At 68.2% G+C, this 24,858-nt stretch carries 24 protein-coding genes, 1 tRNA gene and 1 other RNA gene; 20 read left to right on the plus strand and 6 right to left on the minus strand.

All coding sequences use genetic code 11. The features are described 5' to 3' along the window. Window positions 1-138 precede the first annotated feature (138 nt). Genes BZF59_RS10425 through BZF59_RS10435 form a run of 3 tightly spaced genes read left to right on the plus strand, consistent with a single transcriptional unit; the run spans window position 139 to window position 3,478 of the window. A complete protein-coding gene (locus BZF59_RS10425; RefSeq protein WP_425429572.1) occupies window positions 139-618 on the plus strand; it encodes a (2Fe-2S)-binding protein in 480 nt (159 codons plus the stop codon). Continuing rightward, complete coding sequence (locus BZF59_RS10430) at window positions 618-2,885, plus strand: xanthine dehydrogenase family protein molybdopterin-binding subunit (protein WP_086608175.1); 2,268 nt, start codon at window positions 618-620, stop codon at window positions 2,883-2,885. Before BZF59_RS10425 ends, BZF59_RS10430 begins: the two co-directional genes overlap by 1 nt. Further along, window positions 2,882-3,478 (plus strand): nucleotidyltransferase family protein, encoded by a 597-nt coding sequence (locus BZF59_RS10435; protein WP_086608176.1) that lies wholly within the window; start codon window positions 2,882-2,884, stop codon window positions 3,476-3,478. The genes BZF59_RS10430 and BZF59_RS10435 overlap by 4 nt, the downstream gene beginning before the upstream one ends. Here BZF59_RS10435 and BZF59_RS10440 read toward each other — a convergent pair. Both BZF59_RS10440 and BZF59_RS10445 read right to left on the minus strand, forming a co-directional pair. Beyond that, on the minus strand, window positions 3,391-4,398 hold the full coding sequence (locus BZF59_RS10440) for an XdhC family protein (RefSeq protein ID WP_086608177.1): 1,008 nt from the start codon (window positions 4,396-4,398) through the stop codon (window positions 3,391-3,393). The genes BZF59_RS10435 and BZF59_RS10440 overlap by 88 nt on opposite strands. A gap of 112 nt (window positions 4,399-4,510) precedes the next feature. After that, a tRNA-Pro gene (locus BZF59_RS10445) sits at window positions 4,511-4,587 on the minus strand. 198 nt (window positions 4,588-4,785) lie between these two features. Between BZF59_RS10445 and yajC the strand changes: the two genes are divergently transcribed. Genes yajC through secF form a run of 3 tightly spaced genes read left to right on the plus strand, consistent with a single transcriptional unit; the run spans window position 4,786 to window position 7,758 of the window. Further along, the gene (gene yajC / locus BZF59_RS10450; RefSeq protein WP_086608178.1) at window positions 4,786-5,121 is read left to right on the plus strand and encodes a preprotein translocase subunit YajC; all 336 of its coding nucleotides are present in this window, start codon (window positions 4,786-4,788) and stop codon (window positions 5,119-5,121) included. A gap of 47 nt (window positions 5,122-5,168) precedes the next feature. Continuing rightward, complete coding sequence (secD, locus tag BZF59_RS10455; RefSeq protein WP_086608179.1) at window positions 5,169-6,767, plus strand: protein translocase subunit SecD; 1,599 nt, start codon at window positions 5,169-5,171, stop codon at window positions 6,765-6,767. A 13-nt stretch (window positions 6,768-6,780) separates the two neighbouring features. Continuing rightward, window positions 6,781-7,758, plus strand: a complete 978-nt coding sequence (gene secF, locus BZF59_RS10460; protein WP_086608180.1) for a protein translocase subunit SecF — start codon at window positions 6,781-6,783, stop codon at window positions 7,756-7,758. 29 nt (window positions 7,759-7,787) lie between these two features. On the opposite strand, the gene BZF59_RS10465 is transcribed toward secF, so the two are convergent. After that, on the minus strand, window positions 7,788-8,969 hold the full coding sequence (locus tag BZF59_RS10465) for a glycosyltransferase (protein ID WP_086608181.1): 1,182 nt from the start codon (window positions 8,967-8,969) through the stop codon (window positions 7,788-7,790). A 25-nt stretch (window positions 8,970-8,994) separates the two neighbouring features. After that, complete coding sequence (locus BZF59_RS10470) at window positions 8,995-9,573, minus strand: helix-turn-helix domain-containing protein (RefSeq protein ID WP_086608182.1); 579 nt, start codon at window positions 9,571-9,573, stop codon at window positions 8,995-8,997. Between the two features lie 96 nt (window positions 9,574-9,669). Here BZF59_RS10470 and BZF59_RS10475 point away from each other — a divergent pair, with 96 nt between their 5' ends. After that, complete coding sequence (locus BZF59_RS10475; RefSeq protein ID WP_086608183.1) at window positions 9,670-10,149, plus strand: DUF6456 domain-containing protein; 480 nt, start codon at window positions 9,670-9,672, stop codon at window positions 10,147-10,149. A 68-nt stretch (window positions 10,150-10,217) separates the two neighbouring features. Here BZF59_RS10475 and BZF59_RS10480 read toward each other — a convergent pair whose 3' ends face one another. Continuing rightward, window positions 10,218-12,053, minus strand: coding sequence for an ABC-F family ATP-binding cassette domain-containing protein (locus BZF59_RS10480; RefSeq protein WP_086608184.1), 1,836 nt, complete (start codon window positions 12,051-12,053; stop codon window positions 10,218-10,220). A 123-nt stretch (window positions 12,054-12,176) separates the two neighbouring features. On the opposite strand from BZF59_RS10480, the gene BZF59_RS10485 reads away from it, so the two are divergent. From BZF59_RS10485 to BZF59_RS10520, 8 genes are all read left to right on the plus strand, one after another. After that, window positions 12,177-12,914, plus strand: coding sequence for an SIMPL domain-containing protein (locus tag BZF59_RS10485; protein WP_086608185.1), 738 nt, complete (start codon window positions 12,177-12,179; stop codon window positions 12,912-12,914). A gap of 47 nt (window positions 12,915-12,961) precedes the next feature. Continuing rightward, window positions 12,962-13,270, plus strand: coding sequence for a PepSY domain-containing protein (locus tag BZF59_RS10490; RefSeq protein ID WP_086608186.1), 309 nt, complete (start codon window positions 12,962-12,964; stop codon window positions 13,268-13,270). A 122-nt stretch (window positions 13,271-13,392) separates the two neighbouring features. Then, the gene (locus BZF59_RS10495) at window positions 13,393-14,070 is read left to right on the plus strand and encodes a response regulator transcription factor (protein WP_086608187.1); all 678 of its coding nucleotides are present in this window, start codon (window positions 13,393-13,395) and stop codon (window positions 14,068-14,070) included. Continuing rightward, the gene (locus BZF59_RS10500; protein ID WP_245806111.1) at window positions 14,021-15,538 is read left to right on the plus strand and encodes a sensor histidine kinase; all 1,518 of its coding nucleotides are present in this window, start codon (window positions 14,021-14,023) and stop codon (window positions 15,536-15,538) included. The genes BZF59_RS10495 and BZF59_RS10500 overlap by 50 nt, the downstream gene beginning before the upstream one ends. Before the next feature lie 100 nt (window positions 15,539-15,638). Next, the gene (locus BZF59_RS10505) at window positions 15,639-16,256 is read left to right on the plus strand and encodes a sigma-70 family RNA polymerase sigma factor (protein ID WP_086608189.1); all 618 of its coding nucleotides are present in this window, start codon (window positions 15,639-15,641) and stop codon (window positions 16,254-16,256) included. Next, window positions 16,253-17,203, plus strand: a complete 951-nt coding sequence (locus BZF59_RS10510; RefSeq protein ID WP_086608190.1) for a hypothetical protein — start codon at window positions 16,253-16,255, stop codon at window positions 17,201-17,203. The genes BZF59_RS10505 and BZF59_RS10510 overlap by 4 nt, the downstream gene beginning before the upstream one ends. A 124-nt stretch (window positions 17,204-17,327) precedes the next feature. After that, the gene (locus tag BZF59_RS10515; protein ID WP_086608191.1) at window positions 17,328-17,885 is read left to right on the plus strand and encodes a hypothetical protein; all 558 of its coding nucleotides are present in this window, start codon (window positions 17,328-17,330) and stop codon (window positions 17,883-17,885) included. A 233-nt stretch (window positions 17,886-18,118) separates the two neighbouring features. Beyond that, window positions 18,119-18,523: a hypothetical protein gene (locus BZF59_RS10520; protein WP_086608192.1), complete on the plus strand. Its 405-nt coding sequence runs from the start codon at window positions 18,119-18,121 to the stop codon at window positions 18,521-18,523. Window positions 18,524-18,530: 7 nt separating this feature from the next. On the opposite strand, the gene BZF59_RS10525 is transcribed toward BZF59_RS10520, so the two are convergent. Then, window positions 18,531-18,839, minus strand: a complete 309-nt coding sequence (locus tag BZF59_RS10525) for a chorismate mutase (protein WP_086608193.1) — start codon at window positions 18,837-18,839, stop codon at window positions 18,531-18,533. A gap of 69 nt (window positions 18,840-18,908) precedes the next feature. On the opposite strand from BZF59_RS10525, the gene BZF59_RS10530 reads away from it, so the two are divergent. The 5 genes from BZF59_RS10530 to BZF59_RS10550 all read left to right on the plus strand — a co-directional run bounded on the left by BZF59_RS10530 (window position 18,909) and on the right by BZF59_RS10550 (window position 24,857). Further along, window positions 18,909-19,919: a polyprenyl synthetase family protein gene (locus BZF59_RS10530; protein WP_086608194.1), complete on the plus strand. Its 1,011-nt coding sequence runs from the start codon at window positions 18,909-18,911 to the stop codon at window positions 19,917-19,919. Window positions 19,920-19,939: 20 nt separating this feature from the next. After that, window positions 19,940-22,369: an ATP-dependent helicase HrpB gene (gene hrpB / locus BZF59_RS10535; protein WP_086608195.1), complete on the plus strand. Its 2,430-nt coding sequence runs from the start codon at window positions 19,940-19,942 to the stop codon at window positions 22,367-22,369. Window positions 22,370-22,480: 111 nt separating this feature from the next. Continuing rightward, window positions 22,481-22,759, plus strand: coding sequence for an ETC complex I subunit (locus tag BZF59_RS10540; RefSeq protein ID WP_086608196.1), 279 nt, complete (start codon window positions 22,481-22,483; stop codon window positions 22,757-22,759). Between the two features lie 153 nt (window positions 22,760-22,912). Then, window positions 22,913-23,007, plus strand: an RNA gene (gene ffs, locus BZF59_RS10545) — signal recognition particle sRNA small type. 47 nt (window positions 23,008-23,054) lie between these two features. Further along, window positions 23,055-24,857, plus strand: coding sequence for a DNA polymerase III subunit gamma/tau (locus tag BZF59_RS10550; RefSeq protein ID WP_086608197.1), 1,803 nt, complete (start codon window positions 23,055-23,057; stop codon window positions 24,855-24,857). Window position 24,858 lies beyond the last annotated feature (1 nt).

A 24,858-nucleotide genomic window follows, 5' to 3' on the forward strand; every position in this document is an offset into this window, starting at 1 on the left:
GCGCTTACGAAGCGCGGCCGTGCCCCGCAAGCCTGCGTCATTTGCCCGAGGTCATCCGCGCGGGGTCTTTACAAGTGGCGCGCGGGCCTGTCCGTTGCTATGAAAGACCGACCATCAAACCAGCGGGGGGAGCCGCCAGTGGCCATCGCATTTTCCGTCAACGGCAAACCGGTCAGCGTGGAGGCAGAGCCCGACACGCCGCTGCTCTGGGCGCTGCGAGACGATCTCGGCATGACCGGGACGAAGTTTGGCTGCGGCGTTGCCGCCTGCGGGGCGTGCTCGGTGCATGTCGATGGCAATCTCACCCGCTCGTGCAGCCTGCCGGTGGGCGAGGTGGCGGGCAAATCCGTCACCACGATCGAGGGGCTGAAGGCCGCCGACGGCACGCTCCATAAGGTGCAACAGGCCTGGATCGACGCGCAGGTGCCGCAATGCGGCTATTGCCAGTCGGGACAGATCATGGCCGCCGTGGCGCTGATCGAGCAGGTCGGCTCGCCCTCGGACGACCAGATCGACGAGGCGATGACCAATATCTGCCGCTGCGGCACCTATCCGCGCATCCGCAAGGCGATCCTCGCCGCCACCGGCGCCGCTGCCGCAGCCGAAGGAGCCGCGTGATGGCCGACAATCCGACCCCCGATCTCGATTACCCGGAAACCGAAACCCCCGCTGCCAAGCCCAAGAAAAAGGGCGTCAAGCGCCGCATCTTCCTCGCCGGTTCCGCGTTGGTGGTGGGCGGCGGGATCTTCGGCGTGTGGTGGACCGACAGCTCCGCCAAGGCGCGCGCCAATGCGCTGATCGGCGGCGAGGGCAAGCAGGCCTTCGGCTCCGTCATGACCATCGCCGAGGATGACACGGTCACGGTCTTCTCGCCGCATATCGATTTCGGTCAGGGCTCGCACACGGCCTTGGGCCAGATGCTCGCCGACGAGCTTGATGCCGACTGGGATAAGGTGGCGATCGAGCAAGCCCCGGCGGACATGGCCTTCGCCAACGCCGCGCTGGCCAAGGGCTTCCTCCCGACGATGACGGGCGAATTTGCCGCCGGGCTGATCCCCGATGCAGTGATCGGGATGATGGCGCGCTCGATGCCGCTGATGATCACCGGCGGCTCCTCCGCGATCCGCTTTACCGGCGAGGTCGCGATGCGCCGCACCGGCGCGGCGGTGCGCGCGGCGCTGATCGCGGAGGCGGCCGACCGGCTGGGCGTTCCCGAGAGCGAACTCACCACCGCCGATTCGGTCGTCACCCATGCCAAATCCGGCAAGTCGCTGCGCTATGGCGAGTTGGCAGCGGGCGCGGCGGAGCGTTCGCTCAGCAGCGACCCGGTGCTCAAGACCCGCGAGCAGTGGAAGCTGATCGGCAAGCCCATCCCCCGGCGCGATATTCCCGCCAAGGTCGATGGCTCTGCGGTCTACGGGATCGATTTCACGCTGCCCGACATGCGCGTCGCCACCATCGCGATGGCCCCGGTGCGCGGCGGCAAACTCGAATCGCTGGACGAAGCCCCGGCCATGGCCGTGAAGGGCGTCGAGAAGGTCGTGAAGCTGCCCGACGCCGTGATCGTCGTCGGCAAGGGCTATTGGCAGGCGAAGAAAGGCCTCGATGCGCTTGCCCCGAAATGGAGCGATGGCGGCAACGCATCGGTCTCGACCGCGGCGGTCTATGCCGCGCAGGCCAAACTGCGCCAGACTGCCGAGAAGCCCGATAACAAGGGCGGCGCGGGGGATGTCGATGCAGCCTTCGGCGCGAGCGGCGCGCAGCTGGTCGAGGCCGAATACAAGGTGCCCTTCCTCCATCACGCGATGATGGAGCCCTTTGCGCTCACCGGCCATTTCAAGGACGGCACGCTTACCCTGTGGGGCGGCTTGCAGGATCCGCTCAGCACGCGGACCAAGGCGGCGAAGGCTGCGGGGCTCGATGTCGAGAACGTCGTGTTCAATCCGATGATCATGGGCGGCGGCTTCGGACGGCGTTTCCCCGATCTGGTCGAAATCATCGATCAGGTCGCTGTGCTGGCCAAGCAGGTGCCTTACCCGGTCAAGCTGATCTGGAGCCGCGAGGAGGAAGTGCGTCACGGCACCTATCGCCCGCAATCCTCGGCGGCGCTCAAGGCCAGCCTGTATAGCGGGCAGATCACCGCGATGCGGATGGATTACGTCCAGAGCGGCAATGCCGAGGGCGAGGTGCCCTTCATCTACGACATTCCGGCAAGCTCGCGGCGGCACTACGCCTACCAGTCGAACCAGGTCGACGGCCCGTGGCGCTCGGTCAATGCGACGCAGATCGGGTTCTATACCGAAAGCTTCATGGACGAGCTGGCGGCGGCGGCCGGGGCGGACCCCTACCAGTTCCGGCGCAACCATCTGCCCGAGGGCGGACGGCACCGTGCGGTGCTCGATGAAGTCGCCAGGCGCTCGGGCTGGGGCACACCGCTGCCCGAAGGTGTCGGGCGCGGGATCGCGATCGTCGAAAGCTTCGACACCATCGTCGCCGAGGTGGTGGAGGTGGCGCTGAAGGATGACGGCAGCCCCAAGGTGGTGCGCGCGTTCGCGGTGGTCGATTGCGGCACCGCGATCAATCCGCTGAACGCCGAAGCGCAGATTGCGGGTGGGCTGATCATGGGGCTGTCCTCGGCGATGGGCGAGCAGGTGACGCTGGACAAGGGCGCGGTGGTGGAGAGTAACTTCACCGACTATCCGATCCTCAAGCTCGCCGATGCGCCGCCTGTGGTGGACGTGCATTTCATCGACAGCGGGGCGAAGACGGGCGGGATCGGGGAGCCGGGCCTGCCGCCTGCCTCGCCGGCGCTCGCCAACGCGCTCGCCGCGCTGACGGGCAAGCGCATCCGCACTCTGCCGGTGCTGACGCAAGCCAAGGCGTGATCGCGCGCTGGTCGGCGCTGATCCTCGCGGGCGGGGCGGGGCGGCGCTTTGGCGGGGGGAAGCTGCTCGCCGATCTGGCAGGCGCGCCGGTGATCCGGCGGGTGGCCGACCGGGTCGCGGGTGTCGGATTTGCCGAGGTGATCGCCATCACCGGGGCCGAAGATGCGGCAATCGCGCGCGCGCTTTCAGGTGCCGATTTGTCGATAACTCCCGCACCTGATTGGGCAGAAGGCATGGCGGCGAGCTTGCGCACCGGGATTGCAGCGCTCGACCCTGATAGCGAGGGCGTGTGCGTCTTCCTCGGCGACATGCCGCTGGTGCCGCTGGAGCTATGCCCCCCTCTGGTCGCAGCGGCGGTGCAGGCGGGCTATGCGGCAAGGCCGCGCTGCAAGGGCAAGCCCGGCCACCCCGTCGCCTTCACCCGCGCGGCCTTCGGTGATCTGATAACCCTCGAAGGCGACCGGGGTGCGACCGCGCTGCTCGCGGCGCATGGCGACGCCGTGGCCTATGTTGAGACCGCCGACAGCGGGGCGCTGCTCGATATCGACACGCCGTCCGACCTCGCCGCCGCCGTCGCCGCGTGGAAGGCCTGAGCGACTTCGGCCACCAGCGACAAAGCGACATCGCGCGGGGATTTGGAAAAGCCCGCAAGGCCGATCGGCGCATGCAGCCGCGCCAGCGCCGCCTCGCTCACCCCGTGCCCGCGCAGCCGCGCTATGCGCTGATCGAGCCGCACCCGTGCGCCGATCGCACCGATATAAAAGGCCTCCGACTGAAGCGCTGCCGCCAGTCCGGCCTCGTCATCCTCGCGGTCGTGCGAGAGCACGGCGATGGCGGTCCAGCGGTCGATGCCGATTGCGGCGAGCGCGGTAGCGGGGGCGCTGCAGTGATAGGCGATGCCCTCCCACGGCGCAGTCTCGGGCCCGCCGGGGGTGACGAGCGCGACCTGCCAGCCCATGTCGCGGGCCAGCGCAGCGGAGCTCAGGGTCGCGCCATCCTCCCCGATTAGAACCAGCCGCAAGGGGGGCAGGAACAGGCGGGCGTATCGGGTGCCGTCCCAATTGTCGGGCGCGGGAGCAATGGGCGCTGGGTCGGCGGTGCGCGTCGCCCCGTCGCTCGAACACAGCACCGGATGGCGTGCGCGCCAAGCGTCGAGCCATGTCTCCACCGCGTCCTCATCGCTCGCGACCGGCTCCACCAGCACGGTGATGCCCGACCCGCAGGCTAACTTGATGTCGATCCACGGACTGCCCTCGCCATAGCGCAGCAGGCGCGGCACGCCCTCTGCCAGCACTTCGCGGCCATGGCGCGCAACGTCATCCTCGATGCAGCCGCCCGACAGGAAGCCCCAATGCGCTTCAGCCGTGATCAGCATCTGCGCGCCCACATCGCGCGGGGCCGAGCCGTCGACCGTCACCAGCGTGGCGATGGCGAACCGCTCGGGCAGGGTCTCAAGACCGAGAAGCGCCTCGCGAATATCGTCGACAGGGGCGGCAAGATGCCAGCGGCTCATGGGCGAGGGGGCTTTCCTGGAGAGGTCGCGGCCCAGCCTAGCCCGCCCGCCGCGCCCGCGCAATCGCGCGGCCCCGGACAGGAAATGGCTCGGCAGAAAGGGGGGAAACCACTGGTCGGGACGAGAGGATTCGAACCTCCGACCCCCACACCCCCAGTGTGATGCGCTACCAGGCTGCGCTACGTCCCGACACCAGTGGAGCGGGGCCTATAGGAGCGCGGGCCGGGGCTTGCAAGCCGGTTTCACGCATGATCGGGTGTGGCCGGTTCACAACGCTGATCCGCACCATGATTGCGGCTGACTTGCATTGCTGCTAGGCGCGCCCACTTGAACGGCAGGGCGGCTGCTCTGACACATGTTTCACGGGATCCTGACGGGCTTTAACCTATGACATTCGAACTTCTCGCCGCCGCTGCCGGCGCGGGCGCGCCCTCGGGGGCGGGCTTCCTGTTGTCCAACGTCGTGCCGATCGTCGGCATGGTCGCGATCTTCTGGTTCCTGATCATCCGTCCGCAGATGAAGCAGCAGAAGGAACACCGCGCCAAGATCGCCGCCGTCAAGAAGGGCGATCAGGTGGTGACCGCAGGCGGCCTCGTCGGCAAGGTGGTGAAGGTCGACGATGTGTATTGCGAGATCGACCTCGGCACCAATGTCCGCGTCAAGGCGATCAAGGCCACGCTGGGCGACATCATCCCGCCGGGCGGCAAGCCCGCCAATGATTGATCCGGCGACCGCCGCACCTGCTCTCTTGCGCATGAGACCCTGACGCAATGCTCGACTTCCCCCTCTGGAAAAAGCTCTCGCTCTGGGCAGTGACACTGGCGGCTTCGCTGCTGGCGCTGCCCTCGCTGGTCAATGTCGCGGGGCTGGACTGGCCTGCCGCGCTGCCCGACCCGCAGGTCAACCTCGGGCTCGACCTTGCCGGCGGCTCGCACCTGCTGCTCGAGGCCAAGGCCGACGACGTGCGCGCCCAGCGGCTCGAGAACATGGAAGAGACCGTCCGCCAGCTGATGCGCAACGCCAAGCCGCGCATCCGGATCGGCGATGTCTCCACCGCAGGGGGCGAATTGTCCTTCATGCTTGAAAGTCCGGCCGATATCGACCGTGCACGCGGGCTGATCGAACCGGCGATGCAAGGCGCGAACACCGTGCGCGAGTGGGAACTCAACGTGGTCGATGGCCAGCGCATCGTGCTCACCCAGACCGATGCCGGGGTGAACCAGGCGATCGACGATGCCATGGCGAGCGCCACCGAAGTCGTGCGCCGTCGCATCGACGAGCTTGGCACGCGTGAGCCGACGATCATCCGTCAGGGCGACACGCGGATCGTGGTGCAGGTGCCCGGCTTGCAGGACCCTGAAGCGCTGAAGGCGCTGGTCGGCAAGACCGCGCAGCTTGAATTCAAGCTGGTCGATTTGAATGCGCTCCCCAGCAATGTCGAGGCGGGGATCGCGCCGGCGGGCAGCGAGATCTTCCCCTTCGCCCCCGGCACCCCGGAGCAGGGCTCTTCGCTGGCGGTGCGACGGCTCGGCGGCATCCGCGGCGACAACCTGACCGGCGCGCAGGCGGGCAAGGATCCGCAGACCAACGAGGACGTGGTCAACATCACCTTCGACGCGCAGGGCGGGGCGAAGTTCGCCAAACTGACCACCGAGAACGTCGGCAAGCCCTTTGCCATCATCCTCGACGGACAGGTGCTCTCAGCCCCCAGCATCCGCGGCCCGATCATCGGCGGCAGCGCCCAGATTTCGGGTAGTTTCACCGCTGCAAGCGCGAGCCAGCTGGCGATCGCGCTGCGCTCGGGCGCGCTACCGGTGCCGCTGGCGATTGTCGAAGAACGCACCGTCGGGCCTGATCTTGGCGCCGATTCGATCCGCAAGGGCCTGCTCGCGATGGGCATCGGCAGCCTTGCGGTGATTGCGCTGATGGTGGCGAGCTATGGCCGCTTCGGCGTCTATGCGACCGTGGCGCTGGTGTTCAACGTACTGATGCTGCTGGGGATCATGGCGTTGGGCGGGTTCACCCTGACCCTGCCGGGGATCGCGGGCTTCGTCATCACCATCGGCGCGGCGGTGGACGCCAACGTGCTGATCAACGAGCGCATCCGCGAAGAGCGGGCGAGAGGGCGCAAGGTCATCGCCGCGGTCGAGACCGGCTACAAGGAAGCCAGCCGCGCGATCTTCGACGCCAACCTCACCAACGTGATCTCGGGCGTGGCGCTGTTCGCCTTCGGTTCGGGGCCGGTGCGCGGCTTTGCGGTGGTGCTGATCATCGGCATCATCACCTCGGTCTTCACCGGGGTGACGCTGACCCGCATGTTCGTCGCCGGGTGGCTGCGCAAGGCGCGCCCCAACGACATCAATATTTGAGGAGCGCGAGACGATGAAACTTCTGAAGCTCGTCCCCGACAACACCAATATCAAGTTCCTGAAGCTGCGCGTGCCGTTCTTCGTGGTCAGCCTCGTGCTGATCCTCGGCAGCTGGGCGGCGGTGGCGGTCAACGGCCTCAACTTCGGCGTCGATTTTGCAGGCGGGCAGGAAGTGCGCATGACCTTTCAGGAGCGCGAGACCGCACCCATCCCGCAGCTGCGCGAGCTGGTCGAGGGGCTTGGCTATGGCAGCCCGGTGGTGCAAGAATTCGGCGCGCCCAACCAGGTCTCGGTGCGCGTGCCCCTGCCCGAAGGGGCCGAGGATACCCCCGGTGCCGCACGCGCGATCGGCGACAAGGTGATCGCCACGATCACCACCGAATATCCCGACGCCCGGAAGGACGGCAACGACACCGTGTCCGGCAAGGTCGCTGGCGAGTTCCGCAATTCGGCGATCCTTGCGCTTCTGGCGGCGATGGCGGCGGTGTCGCTTTATATCTGGGTGCGGTTCGAATGGCAGTTCGGAGTCGGCGCGATGTTCGCGCTGGTGCACGACGTGTCGGTGACGCTCGGCCTGTTTGCGCTGACGCAGATGGAGTTCAGCTTGCAGATCGTCGCGGCGATCCTTGCGATCATCGGCTATTCGCTGAACGATACCATCGTCGTCTATGACCGCATCCGCGAGAACCTGAAGAAATACCGCAAGATGGACATGGGCGATCTGCTCGATCTGTCGGTCAACGAAACGCTGGCGCGCACGGTGATGACCTCGCTGACGCTGTTCATCGCGCTGATCCCGCTGCTGATCTTCGGCCCGCCGAGTCTGTTCGGCATGGTCGCGGCGATCACCGTGGGCCTGTTCATCGGCACCTATTCCTCGATCTACATGGCAGGGCCCTTGCTGATCTGGATGGGGGTGACGACCAACAGCTTCGTCCAGACCGAAAGCGCGGTCGACCGGCAGGAAAAGATCGCGCGCGGCGAGGTGTAAGCGGGGAGCGGGGCGACCCGCTCCCGCGATTACCGGGCCAATAAGGCCTCGTAATGCGCGGCCAGCGCGGCTGCGTTTGCTTCCCAGCTGAAGTGCTCGGTCAGCGCGGCCACGGCCTCGCGGGGGGGCGGGTTGTTGAGCACCGCGTTGATCCCGGCGGCCACCGCCTGCGGATTGCGTGCCACCAACCGCCCGGCGGTCTCGCTCGCGATCAGTTCGCGCGCGCCGCCGACATCGCAGGTCACCACTGGCGTCCCGCAGGCGAGCGCTTCGACCCAGGCATTTGCGAGCCCTTCGCTGACCGTCGGCAGCACCATCACATCGGCGGCTGACAGCAGCAGCGGCATCAGGTCGTGATCGACCGATCCGGCGAAGAACACCCTGTCCGCCACACCCTCGCGCGCCGCCTGCACGCGCAGGGCCGCCTCGTTCTCGCCCTTGCCGATCAGTACCAGCCGCGCGCCGGGAATGTCCTGCAAGGCCGCGATGGCGATTCCCTGCCCCTTGCGCTCGATCAGTGCGCCGACGCAGGCGAGCAGCGGCGCAGTGTCGGGCATGGCAAAGCCCAGCTCAACGCTCAGCTGACGGCGCAGCTGCGTGTGGCCGAGCGGGCGGAAGCGGTCGCGGTCGAGGCCGGTGTAGTGCAGCGTGATCTTGTCCGCATCCATCCCCATCGCAGCCATCTGCCCGGCGAGATCGCGGCTGACAGCGAGCAGTCCGGTTGCCGCCTCGGCCGCATCGAGCATCTGGCGGCGGGCGAAATCCTGCTCGCCCCAGAAGCTGATATCGCTCCCCCGCGCCTTGATCGACAGCGGCAGGCCGGTCGCGCGTGCGATCTCCGCCGCGGCGGGGCCATCGGGGAAGAAGAACTGCGCGTCGAGCATGTCGATTGGCGTGGCGGCATGGATGCGCTCCACCAGCGGGAGCGCGGCCCGGGAGATGGCCGCCGCATTGCGCCGCGCGCCGATACGCGGGATCAGCGTGAAGCGCGGGCGGTAGACGGTTACGCCGCCTTCCACGGCCACGTCGGGCAGATCGGCGAGCGGGCGATAGCGACCCAGCGCCAGTGGCGGCAGGCCGATCGGATTGACCAGTGTCACCCGCCAGTCCCCGCGCTTGGCCAGCGCCTCCAGCGAGCGCGCGACGAAGGTGCCGAACCGCGGATTGACCGGGTTGGGATAGAGCGTCGAGAGAGCGAGGACGTGCTTCACGGGCGCACCTTTAGCTCCGGCGGCCTTAAAGCGGTCTCACCAGCATGAAGGCGACCGCCACCCATGCCGGATTGTCGACCACCACCTGCTTCTGCCCCGCACCCGGCGGCAGCAGGCCGACCAACGTGTCGCGCCGGTCGATCAGCCGCCCGAAGGCGAAGCGCCCGCCGGAGCGGGGGACGAGGCAATCGCGGTTGATCGCCGACTGCACCGCAGATGGAGCGATCGGGCGCAGCCAGAGCAGATCGCCCGCGCGATATTCTCCGATGCTGGCGGTGATCGCCAGCACCAGCGGCGGCGGGCCATCTTCGCCCGCCAGCTCGTGCGGCAGCACTGCCTCGCGCGGGGTGGAGAGCGCCTCGGGACCGGTTGCGCCGAGTTCAGCGACGATCTGCGCCCGCGCGCCGGTCTCGTCCCGCATCAGGCTGGCGGGCTCCACGCCGAGCGCGGCGGCGATCTTGTTCATCCAGCCAAGCGACAATTGCCGCATCCCGGTCTCCAGCCGCCCGATGGTCTGCGCGGTGGTGGGCGGGTCGCAGGCGGCGGCGAGGTCTGCCAGCGTCAGCCCCTTCGCCTTGCGGATGTCGCGGATGCGGTTGGTCATGTCACTCCAGCAGATTTAACCGAATTGGTTTTCCCTTTCCTACAGATGTGCTGACTTGGCAAGTCCGGTTTTGCGCCCAATCGCAAAGGAACCAGCATGAAACGCCATCTCGCCGAACGAGAGCTTACGCCCGAAGGCCCGCGTCGTGGCGCGATCAAGAGCGACGCGCGTCCGCGCCGCACGGTGACGGTCAATCTGGCCGAAAGCCCGCTCGCCTGGCTGCACGCACGCGGGCATCTGCCCACGCGGCTGCTCGACGCGGGCGAGGCCCTGCGCGCCGATTACGAGCGCAGCGCGCTGCCCGCAAACATCACTATGCGCTGGGATCCGGTGCGGGTGAAATCGACCGGCGATCGCGGCCTGGCACCGTCCGAAAAGCAGATCGCCGCGCGTCAGCGCTTCGACGGGGCCATCCGCGCTGCGGGCAAGGGGCTGGAGGACATCCTGTGGCGCGTGGTCTGCGCGGGCGAGGCGCTGCCCGAGGCCGAAAAGAGCCTCGGCTGGCCCGCGCGCAGCGGCAAGCTGGTGCTCGCGATCGCGCTGGAGCGGGTGGCGGACTACTACCAGATCACCTGATCCGGCGGGGCGGGAGTTTTGCTCCTGGACAGTGTCTCATGTGTCTCCAACAGGAGGCGCCGGAGCCATCAGCCCTCGACCATTTCCGCCAGCATCAGCCAGCGCTCCTCGGCGGCGTCCTTCTCGGCGCGGGCATTGGCGATGCCTTCGCTGATCGTGGCGAACCGCTTGGGGTCGCTGGTGTAGAGGCCGGGGTCGGCCAGCAGGGCTTCGCCCTTGGCGATGATCGCTTCGAGCTCTTCGATCCGTGCGGGCAGGATCTCGTAATCGCGCTGGTCCTTGTAGGTCAGCTTGGGCGCGGCAGCGGGCTTTGACGGTGCGCCGGGTTGTTGCGAGGGCGTTGAGCGGTCATGCACGGGTTGTTGTGCGGTCTTGGCGGGTTTGTTGCCGGGTTTGCGCTTGGCCTCCCAGTCGGCATAGCCGCCCGCCACAATGTCCACCTTCCCCGACCCGTCGAGCCCGAGCGTGACGGTCACGGTGCGGTCGAGGAAGTCGCGGTCGTGGCTGACGATCAGCACGGTGCCGTCGAAATCAGCGATCACCTCCTGCAACAGGTCGAGCGTTTCGAGGTCGAGGTCGTTGGTTGGCTCGTCGAGCACCAAGAGGTTGGCGGTGCGCGCAAATTCGCGGGCCAGCAGCAGGCGGGAGCGCTCCCCGCCCGAGAGTATGCCGACCTTGGTGTCGACCAGGCCGGGATCGAACAGGAAGTCCTTGAGGTAGGCCATGACATGCTTGCGCACCCCGCGCACGTCGATCCAGTCGCCGCCTTCAGCGAGGATCTGGCGCACGGTCGCGCCCGGTTCGAGCAGCTTCCTCTGCTGGTCGATCATCACCCCGGTCAGCGTGCGCGCATGGGTGACAGTGCCGGTGTCGGGTTCAAGCTCGCGGGTGAGCAGCTTCAGCAGCGTGGTCTTGCCCGCGCCGTTCGCGCCGACGATGCCGATGCGGTCGCCGTTCTGGATGCGCAGGGAGAAGGGCTTGACGATCGCGCGCTCCCCGAAGGACTTCGAGATGCCTTCGGCGACGATCACCGACTTCGACTTGAAGTCATCATCGCTCGACAGCTTGAGCTTGGCCGTCCCCGCGCCCGAGATCATCGCGGCCCGCGTGGCGCGCATCTGGTGCAGCTTCTCAAGCCGCCCTTGGTTGCGCTTGCGCCGCGCGGTCACCCCGCGCTCCAGCCAATGCGCCTCGATCTTGAGCTTGGCATCGAGCCGGTCGGCGTTGCGCGCTTCCTCGGCGTAGACGGTCTCCTCCCACGCCTCGTACCCGCCGAAGCCGACCTCCTTGCGCCGCAGCGTCCCGCGGTCGAGCCACAGGGTCGCGCGGGTCAGACGGGTGAGGAAGGTGCGGTCGTGGCTGATCGTGATGAAGGCCCCGCGATAGCGGCTCAGCCAGTCCTCCAACCAGTCGATTGCGGCCAGATCGAGGTGGTTGGTCGGCTCGTCCAGCAGCAGCAGATCGGGCTCCTGCGCCAGCGCGCGGGCGATGGCGGCGCGGCGCCGCTCGCCACCGCTGGCGGTGGCAGCGGGACGGCTCATGTCGATCCCGAGCTGGCCGGCGATAGCATCCACCTCGTGCGCGGCGGGCGCATCCTCGCCGCCGATGGCAAAGTCCATCAGCGTGGCGTAGCTCGAAAGATCGGGGTCCTGTTCGAGGAACACGATCCGCGTGCCCGGCTTCACCCGCCGATGTCCGCGATCCGGCTCGATCTTGCCGGTGATGATCTTGAGCAACGTGGTCTTGCCCGCGCCGTTGCGGCCGATCAGCGCCAGCCGATCGCCGGGGAGCACGTGCAGGTCGATCGGCGCCGCGCCGCTGGTGGGCGTCGGCCCGCCGAACAGCCAGCGGCCGCCCTGTTGCAACGCGATGCCTTCGAGCGAGAAGATGGGGGGCTGTGCCATGCGATGCGCCACCTAGGCGCTGACGGCGCCCGCCACAAGAGACGGAACATTGCCGGAAACGCCACGGTTCAGTCCCGCGAAAGCCGAGGCGCGCCATGCGCACAGCGAAACGGAGAATTGCCCATGTTGAAGCCCCTTACCCTTTCTGTTGCCGCTGCCGCCCTGAGCATGCCCGCGATCGCCGCCGCTGCGCCGCAGATCGACATCGCTGCCACCGGGCCGGTGGTCGAACTCAGCGTCTTCGAGAGTGTGGAGGTCGCCCCCGATCTCGTAACCATCGGTGCGGGCGTCACCACCGAAGCCCTCACCGCGACCGAGGCGTTGCGCCAGAACTCGGCCGAGATGCAGAAGGTGATCGCGCGCATCAAGGCTTCGGGCGTGGCCGAGAAGGACATCCAGACCACCGGGATCAATCTCAATGCCCGCTACGATTACGATCAGCAATCCCAGCGGCAGGTGTTCCGGGGTTATCAGGCCTCGAACCGCGTCAATGTGATCCTGCGCAAGATCGACGATACGGGCCGCGTGCTCGATGCGCTGGTCGAGGCAGGGGCGACCGATCTGAGCGGCCCCGACTTCTCGATCGACGACGATACCGCCGCAAAGGACGCCGCCCGCAAGCGCGCGGTCGAGCGCGCCAACGCGCAGGCGAAGGCCTATGCCGCGATGCTCGGCTACCAGAACGTCCGCGTTCTCTCGATCAGCGAGGCGATGCAGGGCATGGGGCCGATGCCGATGAGCAAGTCGCGCGACGCAATCGAACTCACCGCTTCGGCACCGCCGGTGCAGCCAGGCATGGTCCAGACCGGCGTCAATGTCGCCATCACTTACGAGATGGTCGGCGGCCCGGCGGCCCGTTAAGTCATTCACGGCTTGTTCAATGGAGGGCGGATAGGCATGGTCACACTATGAAACACCGCTCCGCCCTCCTCCTGTCCGCGCTTGCCGCGCTCGCCCTGGCCCCGATGCCCGCATCGGCGCAGGATCAGCCGCGCGGCGATCAGGGCGAGGCCCGGCGTGAGGCCGAGGCGGGCAACATCATGCGTTCGCGCGAGATCGAGGCGCGGATCCTGCCGACCATGAAGGGCGCGGAATATCTCGGCTTTGCCTATGATTCGACCGCACGGGCCTATCGCCTCAAGTTCATCAAGGATGGCCGCGTGACCTATGTCGATGTCGATGCCCGCACCGGGCGTGTCATCGGCCGGTCGCGCTGACGGGCCGGGCAGATGCGCGCATCTTTCGGGGACAGCCGCGGTGCGGCGGCGGGTGCCTTGCTTGACGCATCCCCGCCAAAAGCGCACCAACCGGCCAACACAATTCAAGGGTATGGTGGTTCATGCGCATTCTGATCGTCGAAGACGAACCCACGCTCGGCGCGCAGCTGAAGTCGACGCTGGAGGGGCAGGGCTATGCCGTCGATCTCTCTGCCGATGGTGAGGACGGGCACTTCATGGGCTCGACCGAGGATTATGATGCGGTGGTGCTCGATCTGGGCCTGCCCGAAATCGACGGGCTGACCGTGCTCGGCATGTGGCGCCGCGAAGGGCGCACCTTCCCAGTGCTGGTCCTGACCGCGCGCGACAGCTGGAGCGATAAGGTCGCAGGGCTGGATGCCGGCGCCGACGATTACCTCGCCAAGCCGTTTCAGACCGAAGAGCTGATCGCCCGCCTGCGCGCTTTGATCCGACGCGCTTCGGGCAACACCTCCTCGGAACTCACCGCCGGCGACGTGCGCCTGGACACCCGTTCGGGCCGGGTGACGCTTTCGGGTGAGCCGGTGAAGCTGACCGCGCAGGAATACAAGCTGCTCAGCTACCTCATGCACCACAAGGGCAAGGTGGTCAGCCGCACCGAGCTGATCGAGCATATCTACGATCAGGACTTCGACCGGGATTCGAACACCATCGAAGTCTTCGTCACCCGCATCCGCAAGAAGCTTGGCGCAGACGTGATAACGACCATCCGTGGCCTCGGTTACAGCCTCGACGACCCCGCCGACGCACCCCGCGCCTGAGCGGGCGTCCGGCGGCGATGCACCTGCGGTCTTGCCTGCGGGCGAGGGCGCTGGCGCGCCGGATAGCGTAGCCGCAGCCGCGCCGCCCGCTGCCCCCAAGCCCCGCGCCAGTCTTGCGCGGCGCATGGGGTTGATCGCGGCAGGCTGGATCTTCGTGCTGCTGCTGGGCGGCGGCATCGCGCTCGAACGGACGCTCACCCGACAGGTCGAAGCCAATTTCGACGAGCAGCTTGATTACATTCTCACCGCCATGATCGCCTCGGCCGAGATCGATCCGTTCGGCGAGGTGTGGTTCTACCGCGCGCTGGGCGACCAGCGGTTCCTCGAACCCGGCAGCGGCCTCTACTGGCAGATCAGCGGCGGCGACTTCGAACCCATCGCCTCGCGCAGCCTGTGGGACCGGACGATGGAGCTGGAAGGCTCCCGGGAGAAGGGCGAGCACTTCGATGCCGATGTGCATTTCTACAACTCTGCGCAGTTCCCCGGCGAGCCGATCCGGATTGCCGAGCGCACCGTGATCCTGCCGGGCAGCGAGACCCGCTGGACCTTCGCCGTCGCCAGCGCAACCGAGCAGATGGACGCGCAGATATCCCGCGTACGGCTGATTCTGATCTGGAGCTTCGTGGTGCTGGGCCTCGGTCTCCTCGTGATGGCGCTGCTTCAGATCCGCTATGGTCTATCGCCCTTGCGGCGGGTGCGCGCGGCGATCCAGAACCTGCGCACCACCGGGGCGGGGCGCATCACCGAGCCGCTGCCGCTGGAAGTGCAGCCGCTGGTGGACGAGCTCAACGCGTTGATCGAACATTCGGAGCGGCAGGCTGAGGAAGCCCGGCGCCATGCGGGCAATCTCGCCCATGCGCTCAAGACGCCGCTGACCGTGCTGACCAATGCTGCGACCGCGCAAGATCCCAAGCTCAGCGAAGCGGTGTTCCGGGAAACCCGCACCATGCAGCGCCACGTCGACCACCACCTCGCCCGTGCCCGCGCCGTGGGTCGCCGTGCGGTCGGACATGCGCGCACCAATGTGATGGCAAGCGCCGAGGCAGTGCGCCGCGCGGTCGAGCGGCTCTATCCTGAAGGTCGCCTCGACATCGCCGGGAGCCGCGATGCGACTGTGTCGATGGAGCGGCAGGATCTCGACGAGCTGCTCGGCAACCTGATCGAGAACGCGGCCAAATATGGCGGCGGCTCGGTCTTCGTGACGATCGACCCCGAGGATGACGACACGCCGCGCGACCCCAAGATGTGCGTGATCTGGGTCGAGGATGACGGCACTGGCATTCCCGAAGCCGAGCGTATCCGCATATTCGATCGCGGCGTGCGCCTCGATACGGGCAAGCCGGGCACGGGGCTTGGCCTTGCGATCGTGCGCGATGTCGCGGAAATCTACGGCGGCAACGTCACGCTGCGGGAGAGCGAGGACTTGGGCGGGCTGCTGGTCGAACTGCGCCTGCCGCGCGCCGAGTGACGGTACGCGGGAAGGCGCGAAGGGTTTCGCCCGCTGCGGCGTTGTCAGCATCAGGGGCTCACCGGGCCCCACGCAAACGGGGCCATTTGCGCGAGACAGGATGACAGCCAGCGGCGAGCCTTCCCCCACCGCCCATCGCCCTGCCGAGGGCGGGGGCGATGCCGTGCTCGCCGCGCGGCTGGCGGCGCGTGAGGCGGAAGCCTTGCGCGCCGTGATCGCGCAGCATGGCCCCGTGCTCCACCGCATCGCCTTCCGCATGACGGGCGATGATCACGAGGCTGAGGATATTGTGCAGGAGGCGGTTTTGCGATTGTGGGATCAGGCGCCGACCATCGCCGCGCGCCATTCGGTCGGGAGCCCGGCGGCGGGGACCTTGCGCCTCGGCGGCTGGTTGACCCGCGTCGTCAGCAATCTCGCGATCGACCGCTTGCGCCGCACCCGCCGCCTGTCGGACGCGGAAGTGCCTGACAGCGCGGACGGTGCGCCGCTCGCCGATGCGCTGATCGCTGCCGAGCAGCGCGACGGCCAGGCGCGCGCGCTGATTGCGGCTCTGCCTGATCGCCAGCGCGCGGCGATCGTCCTGACCTATTACGAGGAGATGCCCAATGTCGAAGCGGCGGCGGCCCTGGACATGAACATCAAGGCCTTCGAAAGCCTGCTTCACCGTGCCCGTGCGGCGCTGCGGCAGGCCTTCGCCGCGCAAGGAGACGCGCCATGAGCGCCACCGATCCCGATCCCGGCGCACCCATTGCCCCCGGCAGCCCGCTGGCGCGCAAGCTGGACGACTTTGCCGCCCCCAGCCTCTCCGTCGGGTTCGCCGACCGGGTGCTGGCAGCCGCCGAAGCCCGCGCCGCACCGGATCTCGCGCCGCTGCCGCCGCTGCGCCGCGCGCCCGCCCGGCGGCGTGGCTGGCGGGTGGGGCAGCGCGTCGTCATCGGCCTTGCCAGCTTCACTGCGCTGGCGAGCGCGGCGGCGGCGACGGGGCTGCTCGAACGTTTCGACATCCCCGTGCCCTCGGCCGAAAAGGTGTGGGCGAGCCTCACAGGCAAGCCCGCCAAGGTCGCCGCCGCGCCGGTGGCTCCGCCGCCCGTGCCTGCCGCGCAGGCGAGTGCCGCTGCGGCGCTCGCCCCAGTCGAAATCGTCGGCCCGATCGACACGCCCGAGGAACTCTCCGAAGCCTTCCGTCGCATCGACGCGGTGCGCGACGGTCGTTTTGCTGCCCGGCAATCGCGCATCGACCAGCGCATCGATGCCGAAATCGAACGCCGCCGCGCCGCCGGCCTGAGGGTGCCAACGTCCGAGGAAGAGGCGCAGCTGCGCGAGCGGATCGACAATGCTCAGGCCCGCCGCAAGCAAAGGGTCGACGACGTCGTCGCCGCGCGCCGCGAGGAGCTGGCGCGCAAGGTCGAAAGCGGCGAGGCGCTCACCCGGCAGGACGTGCTCCAGCCCCTGCGCGAGGATGCGCAGGCCCTCCAACGCCAGCAACGCCTGCGCGAGTTGCGCCGCCTCTCGCCCGAGGAACGCCGCGAGGCGCTGCGCCGCCTGCCCCCGGCAGAACGCCGCGCGCTGATCGAGGAGTTCCGCGCCCGCCGTGCCGAAGCCGCCGCGGCCCCGAGCCCGGCTCCGTCGGTCGAACCTTCGGCCGCGCCCACGCCTTCCGAGTAGAAAAATCGCTCGAAGCGCGAAGGGTATCGCACCTTGCGACGTTTCCTCCTTGTCACCGGCTGCACTTCACAAGGTTTGCCGGGACAACCCCGCAAGCCCATGATTAAGATGGAGGATATGCGCCATGATCAAGACCCCCGTGATGCTCGCCGCGCTCTCGGCGCTCGCACTCAGCATGCCTGCCGCCGCGCAGGAGAAAACCCGCACCAAGACCTTTGAAGGCCCCAATGTCAGCGCCGCGCAAACCACGACGGTCGACCGCGACGCCGGCACCGCCACCCGCGATCGCGAGGTCACCAATCTCAACACCGGCAACACGGCCAGCAGCAGCGCCCAGCGCCAGCGCACCGAGACCGGATCGACCATCGGCGTGGTCCAGACCGGTCCGCAGGGCCGCAGCCGCAGCCTCGAAGGCGAACGCACCCGTACCGAGGACGGATCGACCTTCTCCGGCACTGCCACCGGGCGGCGCGGGGACACCTATGGCCTCGCAGGCAGCCGCAGCCGCGACGGGCAGGGCAATTCGCAGGCCAGCCAGTCGGTCACCAACAGCGCCGGGGATACGCTCGCATCGCGCAGCCGTGCCACCACCCGCAGCGACGGGCAGGTGAGCCGCTCGGTCACCCGCACCCGTGCCGAGGGCGTCAGCCGCCCGCCGCGCGCGCGCCGTCCGCGCGGCTGATCCGCCAAGTCTTCATGCCGCGCTCTGGCAGGCGATGCGGCCCTGCGCGCCTGCCACCCCGATTGGAGCGAGCATGACGGCAGCGCGCGGCCCGATCTGGTGGGACGGGCCGCCCGCGCCGCGGGGCACGCAGCAAGCGACCCGGCTGCGTGCCCCTTTTTGCGTGCCGGTTCAGGGCCGGTTCAGAGCGGTCAAGCGATTGATTTTGGCTCGCCAAACGGGGAGGCGCCGCGATGATCCTGTTCCGCTGCACCGCAGGCCTTGCTGCCATCATGCTGGCAGGCTGTGCCTCGTCCGATTCGCTTGAGGGCCAGCGCACCGTCTTCAACAACCCCTATGCCGTGCCGGAGATCGACCGCACCGGCGTCGGTCCGCAATGCGACGAAGCCCGCGGGCAGGATGCGACCTGCCTCGGCGTACCGCTGACGCGCAACGGCAGGGGCAACGCGATCGGCGAGAGAAGTTATCGCAGCCTCACCAAGAACCAGCGCCGCATCCTGCGCCAGCGGGCGGAATTGCTGCGCGAGGTGGCCAAGCAATCCCAAGCCGAAACCGCGCCGCCGCTGCTCCAGCCTGCGCCGCCGATCATGGCGCGCGAGAGTGAAAGCCCTGCCGATGCGGATACGGACAGGCCGTAAGCTGCGCTCAGCCCGCTGCCGCCCGCTCGTGATGGCGGATCACCTCGTCGATGATGAAGCGCAGGAATTTTTCGGAGAATTCGGGGTCGAGATCGGCCTCCTCCGACAACTTGCGCAGCCGGGCGATCTGGCGCGCCTCCCGGTCGGGATCGGCGGGGGGCAGGGTGGCCCTGGCCTTGTACTCCCCCACCGCCTGCGTGATCCGGAACCGCTCCGCCAGCATGTGGATCAGCGCGGCATCGATATTGTCGATGCTCTTGCGGAACCCCGCAAGCACGGGGTCGGGAACGGGAGAGCTTTGCAGATCATGCGCCATAGCGCGCAAAAGTAGCACCAATTCTGCGCTTGCCAAGCACGCGCGGGCGGCCCTAGGAGCCAAAGCAGCATGAGTGCCGACATCATTCCCCTGCCGCGCCACCGGCCGACACTCGATCCGATGCTGTCGCTGACGGCGGGCGGCATGAATTCGGTCAATGCGGTCATCCTCGACCGGATGCAGAGCGAGATCCCGCTGATCCCGCGCCTCGCCGGACACCTCATCAGCGGCGGCGGCAAGCGGCTGCGCCCGATGCTGACGCTCGCGGGCGCCGAACTGGTCGGATACAAGGGCACGCGCCACCATAAGCTCGCCGCGGCGGTCGAGTTCATCCACACCGCCACGCTGCTGCACGACGATGTCGTCGATGGCAGCGAGCTGCGGCGCGGGAAGGCAGCGGCCAATATCATCTTCGGCAATCCGGCGACCGTGCTGGTCGGCGATTTCCTGTTCAGCCGCGCTTTCGAGCTGATGACCGAGGACGGCAGCTTGCGTGTCCTTTCGATCCTGTCGCGCGCCAGCGCGGTGATCGCCGAGGGTGAGGTCTCGCAGCTCTCGGCCCAGCGCCAGATCAACACCAGCGAAGAGCAATATCTCCACATCATCGGCGCCAAGACAGCCGCGCTGTTCGCCGCCGCGAGCCAGATCAGCGCGGTGGTAGCCGAATGTTCGGAGGAGCAGGAGCGCGCGCTCGAAGCCTATGGCCGCAATCTCGGCGTCGCCTTCCAGCTGGTCGATGACGCTATCGACTACGATTCTGACGCCGCTGAAATGGGCAAGGATCAGGGCGACGATTTCCGCGAGGGCAAGATGACCCTCCCGGTGATCCTTGCCTATGCGCGCGGTAACGAGGACGAGCGCAAGTTCTGGAAAGACGCGATCATCGGCCACCGCACCTCGGACGATGATCTCGCCCACGCCATCGACCTGATCGGCAAGCACAACGCGGTGGAAGACACCCGCGAACGCGCCCGCCACTTCGCGCACCGGGCAATCGATGCCATCTCGATCTTCCCCGACAGCAAGGCCCGCGCGGCCATGGCCGAAGCGGCGCAATTCGCGGTCGCGCGAGGGCACTGAGCAGGCTATCGGGCGGGGTGATGCGCCCCGACCTTCCCATCCACGCAGTCCTGCCCGAAATCCGCTCCGCGCTGGCGGGCGACGGCGCGGGCGTGCTGATCGCGCCGCCGGGGGCAGGCAAGACCACCGCGGTCGCTCCCGATCTGCTGGGCGAGGCATGGTGCAGCGGCCGGATCATCCTCACCTCCCCCCGCCGCGTCGCCGCCCGCGCCGCCGCCGAGCGCATGGCCGAGATGCTCGGTGAAAAGCCGGGCGAGACCGTGGGTTACATGACCCGCCTCGACAGCAAGACCTCGGCGAAGACCCGTATCCTTGTGGTCACCGAGGCCATCCTCGTGAACCGGCTGGTCGAGGATCCGGAGCTTCCGGGGGTGTCCGCTCTTCTTTTCGACGAGGCGCATGAGCGTGCGCTCGATAGCGACTTGGGGCTGGCGCTGGCGCTCGAAACCCGCGCCGTGCTGCGCGAGGATCTGCGCGTGCTGGTGATGTCCGCCACCATCGACGGCGCTCGGTTTGGCCGGCTGCTAGGCGAAGGCGCCGCGGTGATCGAAAGCGAGGGACGCAGCTTTCCGCTGACAATCAAATGGCTTGGCGGCGACGGTTCGCAGGCGATCGAGGATCGCATGGCCGCCGCGGTGATGACCGCATGGCGCGAGGAGGAGGGCGACATCCTCGCCTTCCTGCCCGGCGTGCGGGAGATCGAGCGTGTGCGCGAGCGACTGGAGCCGCGCTTGGCCGGGGTGCCGATCCACGCGCTCCACGGGCAGATCGAGCCTGCCGCCCAGCGCGCCGCGATCCGCCGCGACCCGGAACGCCGCCGCCGGATCGTATTGGCGACCGCGATTGCCGAAACCTCGCTGACATTGGACGGGGTGAGCGTGGTGGTGGACAGCGGCCTCGCGCGCCTCGCCGCGTTCGACCGTGCGGCGGGCACAACGCATCTCGTCACCCGGCGCGCCTCGCAGGCCTCGGCAGCGCAGCGCGCGGGCCGAGCGGCGCGTCAGGGCCTCGGGGTCGCCTACCGCTTGTGGGAGGAAGCGGGCCACGCCGGCCGTCCGGAATTCGCGCCGCCCGAGATCCTTCAAGCCGATCTCGCCCCGCTGCTGCTGCGGCTGGCGAAGTGGGGCACGGTGAGCCCGGCGGCGCTGCCTTGGCTTGATCCCCCGCCCGAGGCTTCGGTCGCGGCGGCGCGGCAGGCGCTGGAGGCGCTCGGCGCGCTCGATGCGGCAGGGCGGATCACGCCGCTGGGCGAAGCGATCGCGAGCCTGCCGATGGCCCCCGATCAGGCCGCCGCGGTGCTCCACGGCGCGGCGGCGGGCTGCGGCGAGGATGCGGCGCGGCTCGTGATGCTGTTGCAGGAACGCGGGCTGGGCGGGCGTGGGGAAGACCTGCTGCAACGTCTCGCTCGCTGGCGCGGCGACCGGGCACCGCGCAGCACAGCGGCGGCGGGGATCGCGAGGGGATGGGCAGGGCAGGCGCGCAAGCTGGCTGGGGTTATCGGCGCAAGCCCCGCTGCCGATGCCGCCGAGGCGCTGGCGCTCGCCCGGCCCGATTTCGTAGCGCGCCGCCGTGATGCGTCAGGCGAGCACTGGATCAGCGCAGGCGGGCGCGGCTATATCCTTGACCCTGCTTCGCCGCTCGCGCGCGCGGAGTGGATCGTGATCGGCGACGCGCACGGGCAGGCCAAGGGGGCGCGCATCACCGCCGGGGCCGAAATTGCCACCGACCGGATCGCGGCACTGTTTGCCGAACAACTTGCAGAACGCGTCACAACCCGCTGGAACGGTGAGAAAAACCGCGTCGAGGCGCGCCGCGAGCGGCGGCTCGGCGCGATCGTTTTGGCGAGCGTCCCCGAACCCGCGCCCGATCCGGCGTTGCTTGTGGATATCCTTGTGGAGAAGGCGCTGGAAAAGCTGGGAGAACTGCTCCCCGCAGGCTTTCTCGCGCGGGCCCGCTTTGCGGGAGTCGAGGCGCTCTCGCCCGAGGCTCTGCGCGCACGGGCCGGCGAGTGGCTCGCGCCTTTGCTCACCGGGCGGCGCGATCTCGAGCTGGCGCCGCACCGCTATGCCGAAGCCGCATTGGGCCTCATCGACTGGAACGACCGGCAAGCGCTAGATCGTGCCGCGCCCACCCACTTCACCTCGCCTGCCGAGACGCGCCACCCGATCGACTATGCGGGCGACGATGCGCCGAGTGTCGAGGTGCGGGTGCAGGGGGTATTCGGGCTCGACACGCACCCGATGATCGGCAACACGCCGCTGCTGCTGAAGCTCACCAGCCCCGGCGGGCGTCCGGTCCAGTCGACCCGTAACCTTCCCGGCTTCTGGCGCGGCAGCTGGCGCGATGTGGTGAAGGACATGAAGGGTCGCTATCCCAAGCACCGCTGGCCCGATCAGCCCTGGCTCGAAAAGCCGAGCATGAAGACCAAAAACGCCTTCAACCGCGAATAGAATCCAGCTAACGGACAGGCACAATTCGGGACGCGGAGCGGCCCGCAAGGGCGACTGCCCGCCCGCAGCGACGCAGCCGTCAGGCTGCATGAGCGAGGATCGAAAACAAAAATGTCCGCGAGAATTTATCAGAAGACCAAGCACGCGATGCAGTCCGGCAAGGCCCATACTGATGAGTGGGTGCTGGAGTTCGAACAGTCGCAGGCGCGCTTTGCCGATCCGCTGATGGGCTGGACGGGCTCGGGAGACACCCAGTCGCAGGTGCGGCTGACGTTTCCGAGCAAGGACGCGGCCAAGGCCTATGCCGAGAAATACGGCATCCCCGCGCGTGTCCACGCGACGCCGCCAAAGCGGCTCAAGCTGCAGGCCTACGCCGATAATTTTCGCTGATCTTCTTGTGCAGCCCCATCCGGGGCTGCGTCCTCGCTAGACGCGCAGCATAGCTGCACCCGCTGCGGGCGCGCGGTCGCGCTTGCGGCTCTCCGAGCCGTTTGATGTGAGAATCCCGATTGAAATCCCCCGCCAGCCGCGCCATATGACGCTCCGGGAGTCGGGTGGACGTTTGCGTCTGCTCACCGAGTCAGGTCCGGAAGGAAGCAGCTCAGGTGGATTGCGGCGGGTCGCCCGGCTCCTTTTCCCCTACATCGCAAATGACAAACCGCGCCCGAGCGCCTAGCTTCGCGCCATGAGCGATTCCGACCCCGATCTGCCCGAAGACACCGACACCGGCCCAAGCGCGGCCGAACTTGAGGCTGCGGGGCAAAGCGCGCTGTTCGGCGACCCCGCTCCGCCGCCCCAGCCGACACCAGCGCCTGCACCCGCGCCCGCGTCGCCGCCTGTTGCGGCACCGGCATCCGCACCCGCTGCCGCGAGCCAGCCCTATCGCGTGCTCGCCCGCAAATATCGTCCGCAGACCTTCTCGGAACTGATCGGGCAGGAAGCGATGGTGCGTACTCTTGCCAATGCCATCGCGCGCGGGCGGCTGGCCCATGCCTTCCTGATGACCGGGGTGCGCGGGGTCGGCAAGACGTCCACCGCGCGGCTGATCGCCAAGGCATTGAACTGCGTTGGGCCGGACGGCGAGGGTGGGCCGACGATCGACCCTTGCGGCGTGTGCGAGGCCTGCACGGCCATCGCGGAGGGACGCCATATCGACGTGATCGAGATGGACGCGGCCTCCAACACCGGGGTCGACGATGTGCGCGAGATCATCGAGCAGGTGCGCTATGCCGCGGTCTCGGCGCGCTACAAGATCTATATCATCGACGAAGTCCACATGCTATCGCGCAATGCTTTCAATGCCTTGCTCAAGACACTTGAGGAACCGCCCGCGCATGTGAAGTTCCTGTTCGCCACCACCGAGGTCGACAAGCTGCCGGTCACGGTGCTCAGCCGCACCCAGCGCTTCGACCTTCGCCGTATCCCCGCTCCGATGCTGGCCGAGCATTTCGCCAAGGTGTGCCGCCTTGAGGGAGTCGAGGCCGAGGCCGAGGGGCTCGCGATCATCGCGGCGGCGGCGGAAGGCTCAGTGCGCGACGGGCTTTCGATCCTCGATCAGGCCATCGCCCATGCCGATCTCGACGGCGAGGGCAAGGTCACCGCTGAGCGCGTACGCGACATGCTGGGGCTCGCTGACAAGAGCGCGCAGCGCCGTGTGCTAGGGCACCTTTTGGCAGGCGATGCCAAGGCCTTGCTAGCCGCTGTTGACGAACTATATTCGCTTGGCGTGGAGCCGCTGGCGCTGATGCGGGCGTTGATGGATCTAACCCACAGGGTGACGCTGGCGCAGGTCAGCGGCGGCGAGCCCGATGCCCCGGCGGAGGAGGAGCGCGCGGCGCTGGCGGATTTCGCGGAACGGCTGGCCCCTTCAGAGTTGCACCGCCTGTGGCAATTGCTGCTCAAGGGTCATGACGAAGTGCGCACCGCGCCCGATCCGCTGGTCTCGCTCCAGATGGCGCTGCTGCGCATCCTTCACGCTGCGCAAATGCCCGATCCGGGCAAGCTGGCGCGGCGGATCGAGGAATTGGCGGCGCGTGCGCCCGTGGTGGCTCCGGCGGGCGAGGGCGCTGCCGCTCCAGCCGCTGCGCCCGTCGCAGCAGCGCCGGTGGAGGGCTGGGCCGCGCTGGTCGAGCGGGTCGATGCGGCGGGCCAGCTGCGCGTCGCTCAGATGATGCGCGACCGGGTGCGGGTGATCGAGCTCGGGCCCGAACGGCTGGTCTATCAGCAGGCCGACAATTTCCCCGACGATCCCGCGCCCGACATCCGCGAGGCACTGTTCAAGCTGACGGGCAAGCGCTGGCAGATCGAACGCGGCACGGGCGACGCGCAGCCCTCCCTGAGAGAGCTGGCCGAGGCCGCCGCCGCCGCCGAAGACGCGCGCATCCGCTCCGATCCGCTGGTTGCGGCGGCCTTCGAAGCCTTTCCCGATGCCGAACTGATCACCCCCGTGCGCGCCGCTGCCGGCGGCGCGGCCCCCCCATGGAATTGAG

Source organism: Erythrobacter donghaensis (assembly GCF_002155425.1).
GTDB classification, from domain to species: domain Bacteria; phylum Pseudomonadota; class Alphaproteobacteria; order Sphingomonadales; family Sphingomonadaceae; genus Erythrobacter; species Erythrobacter donghaensis.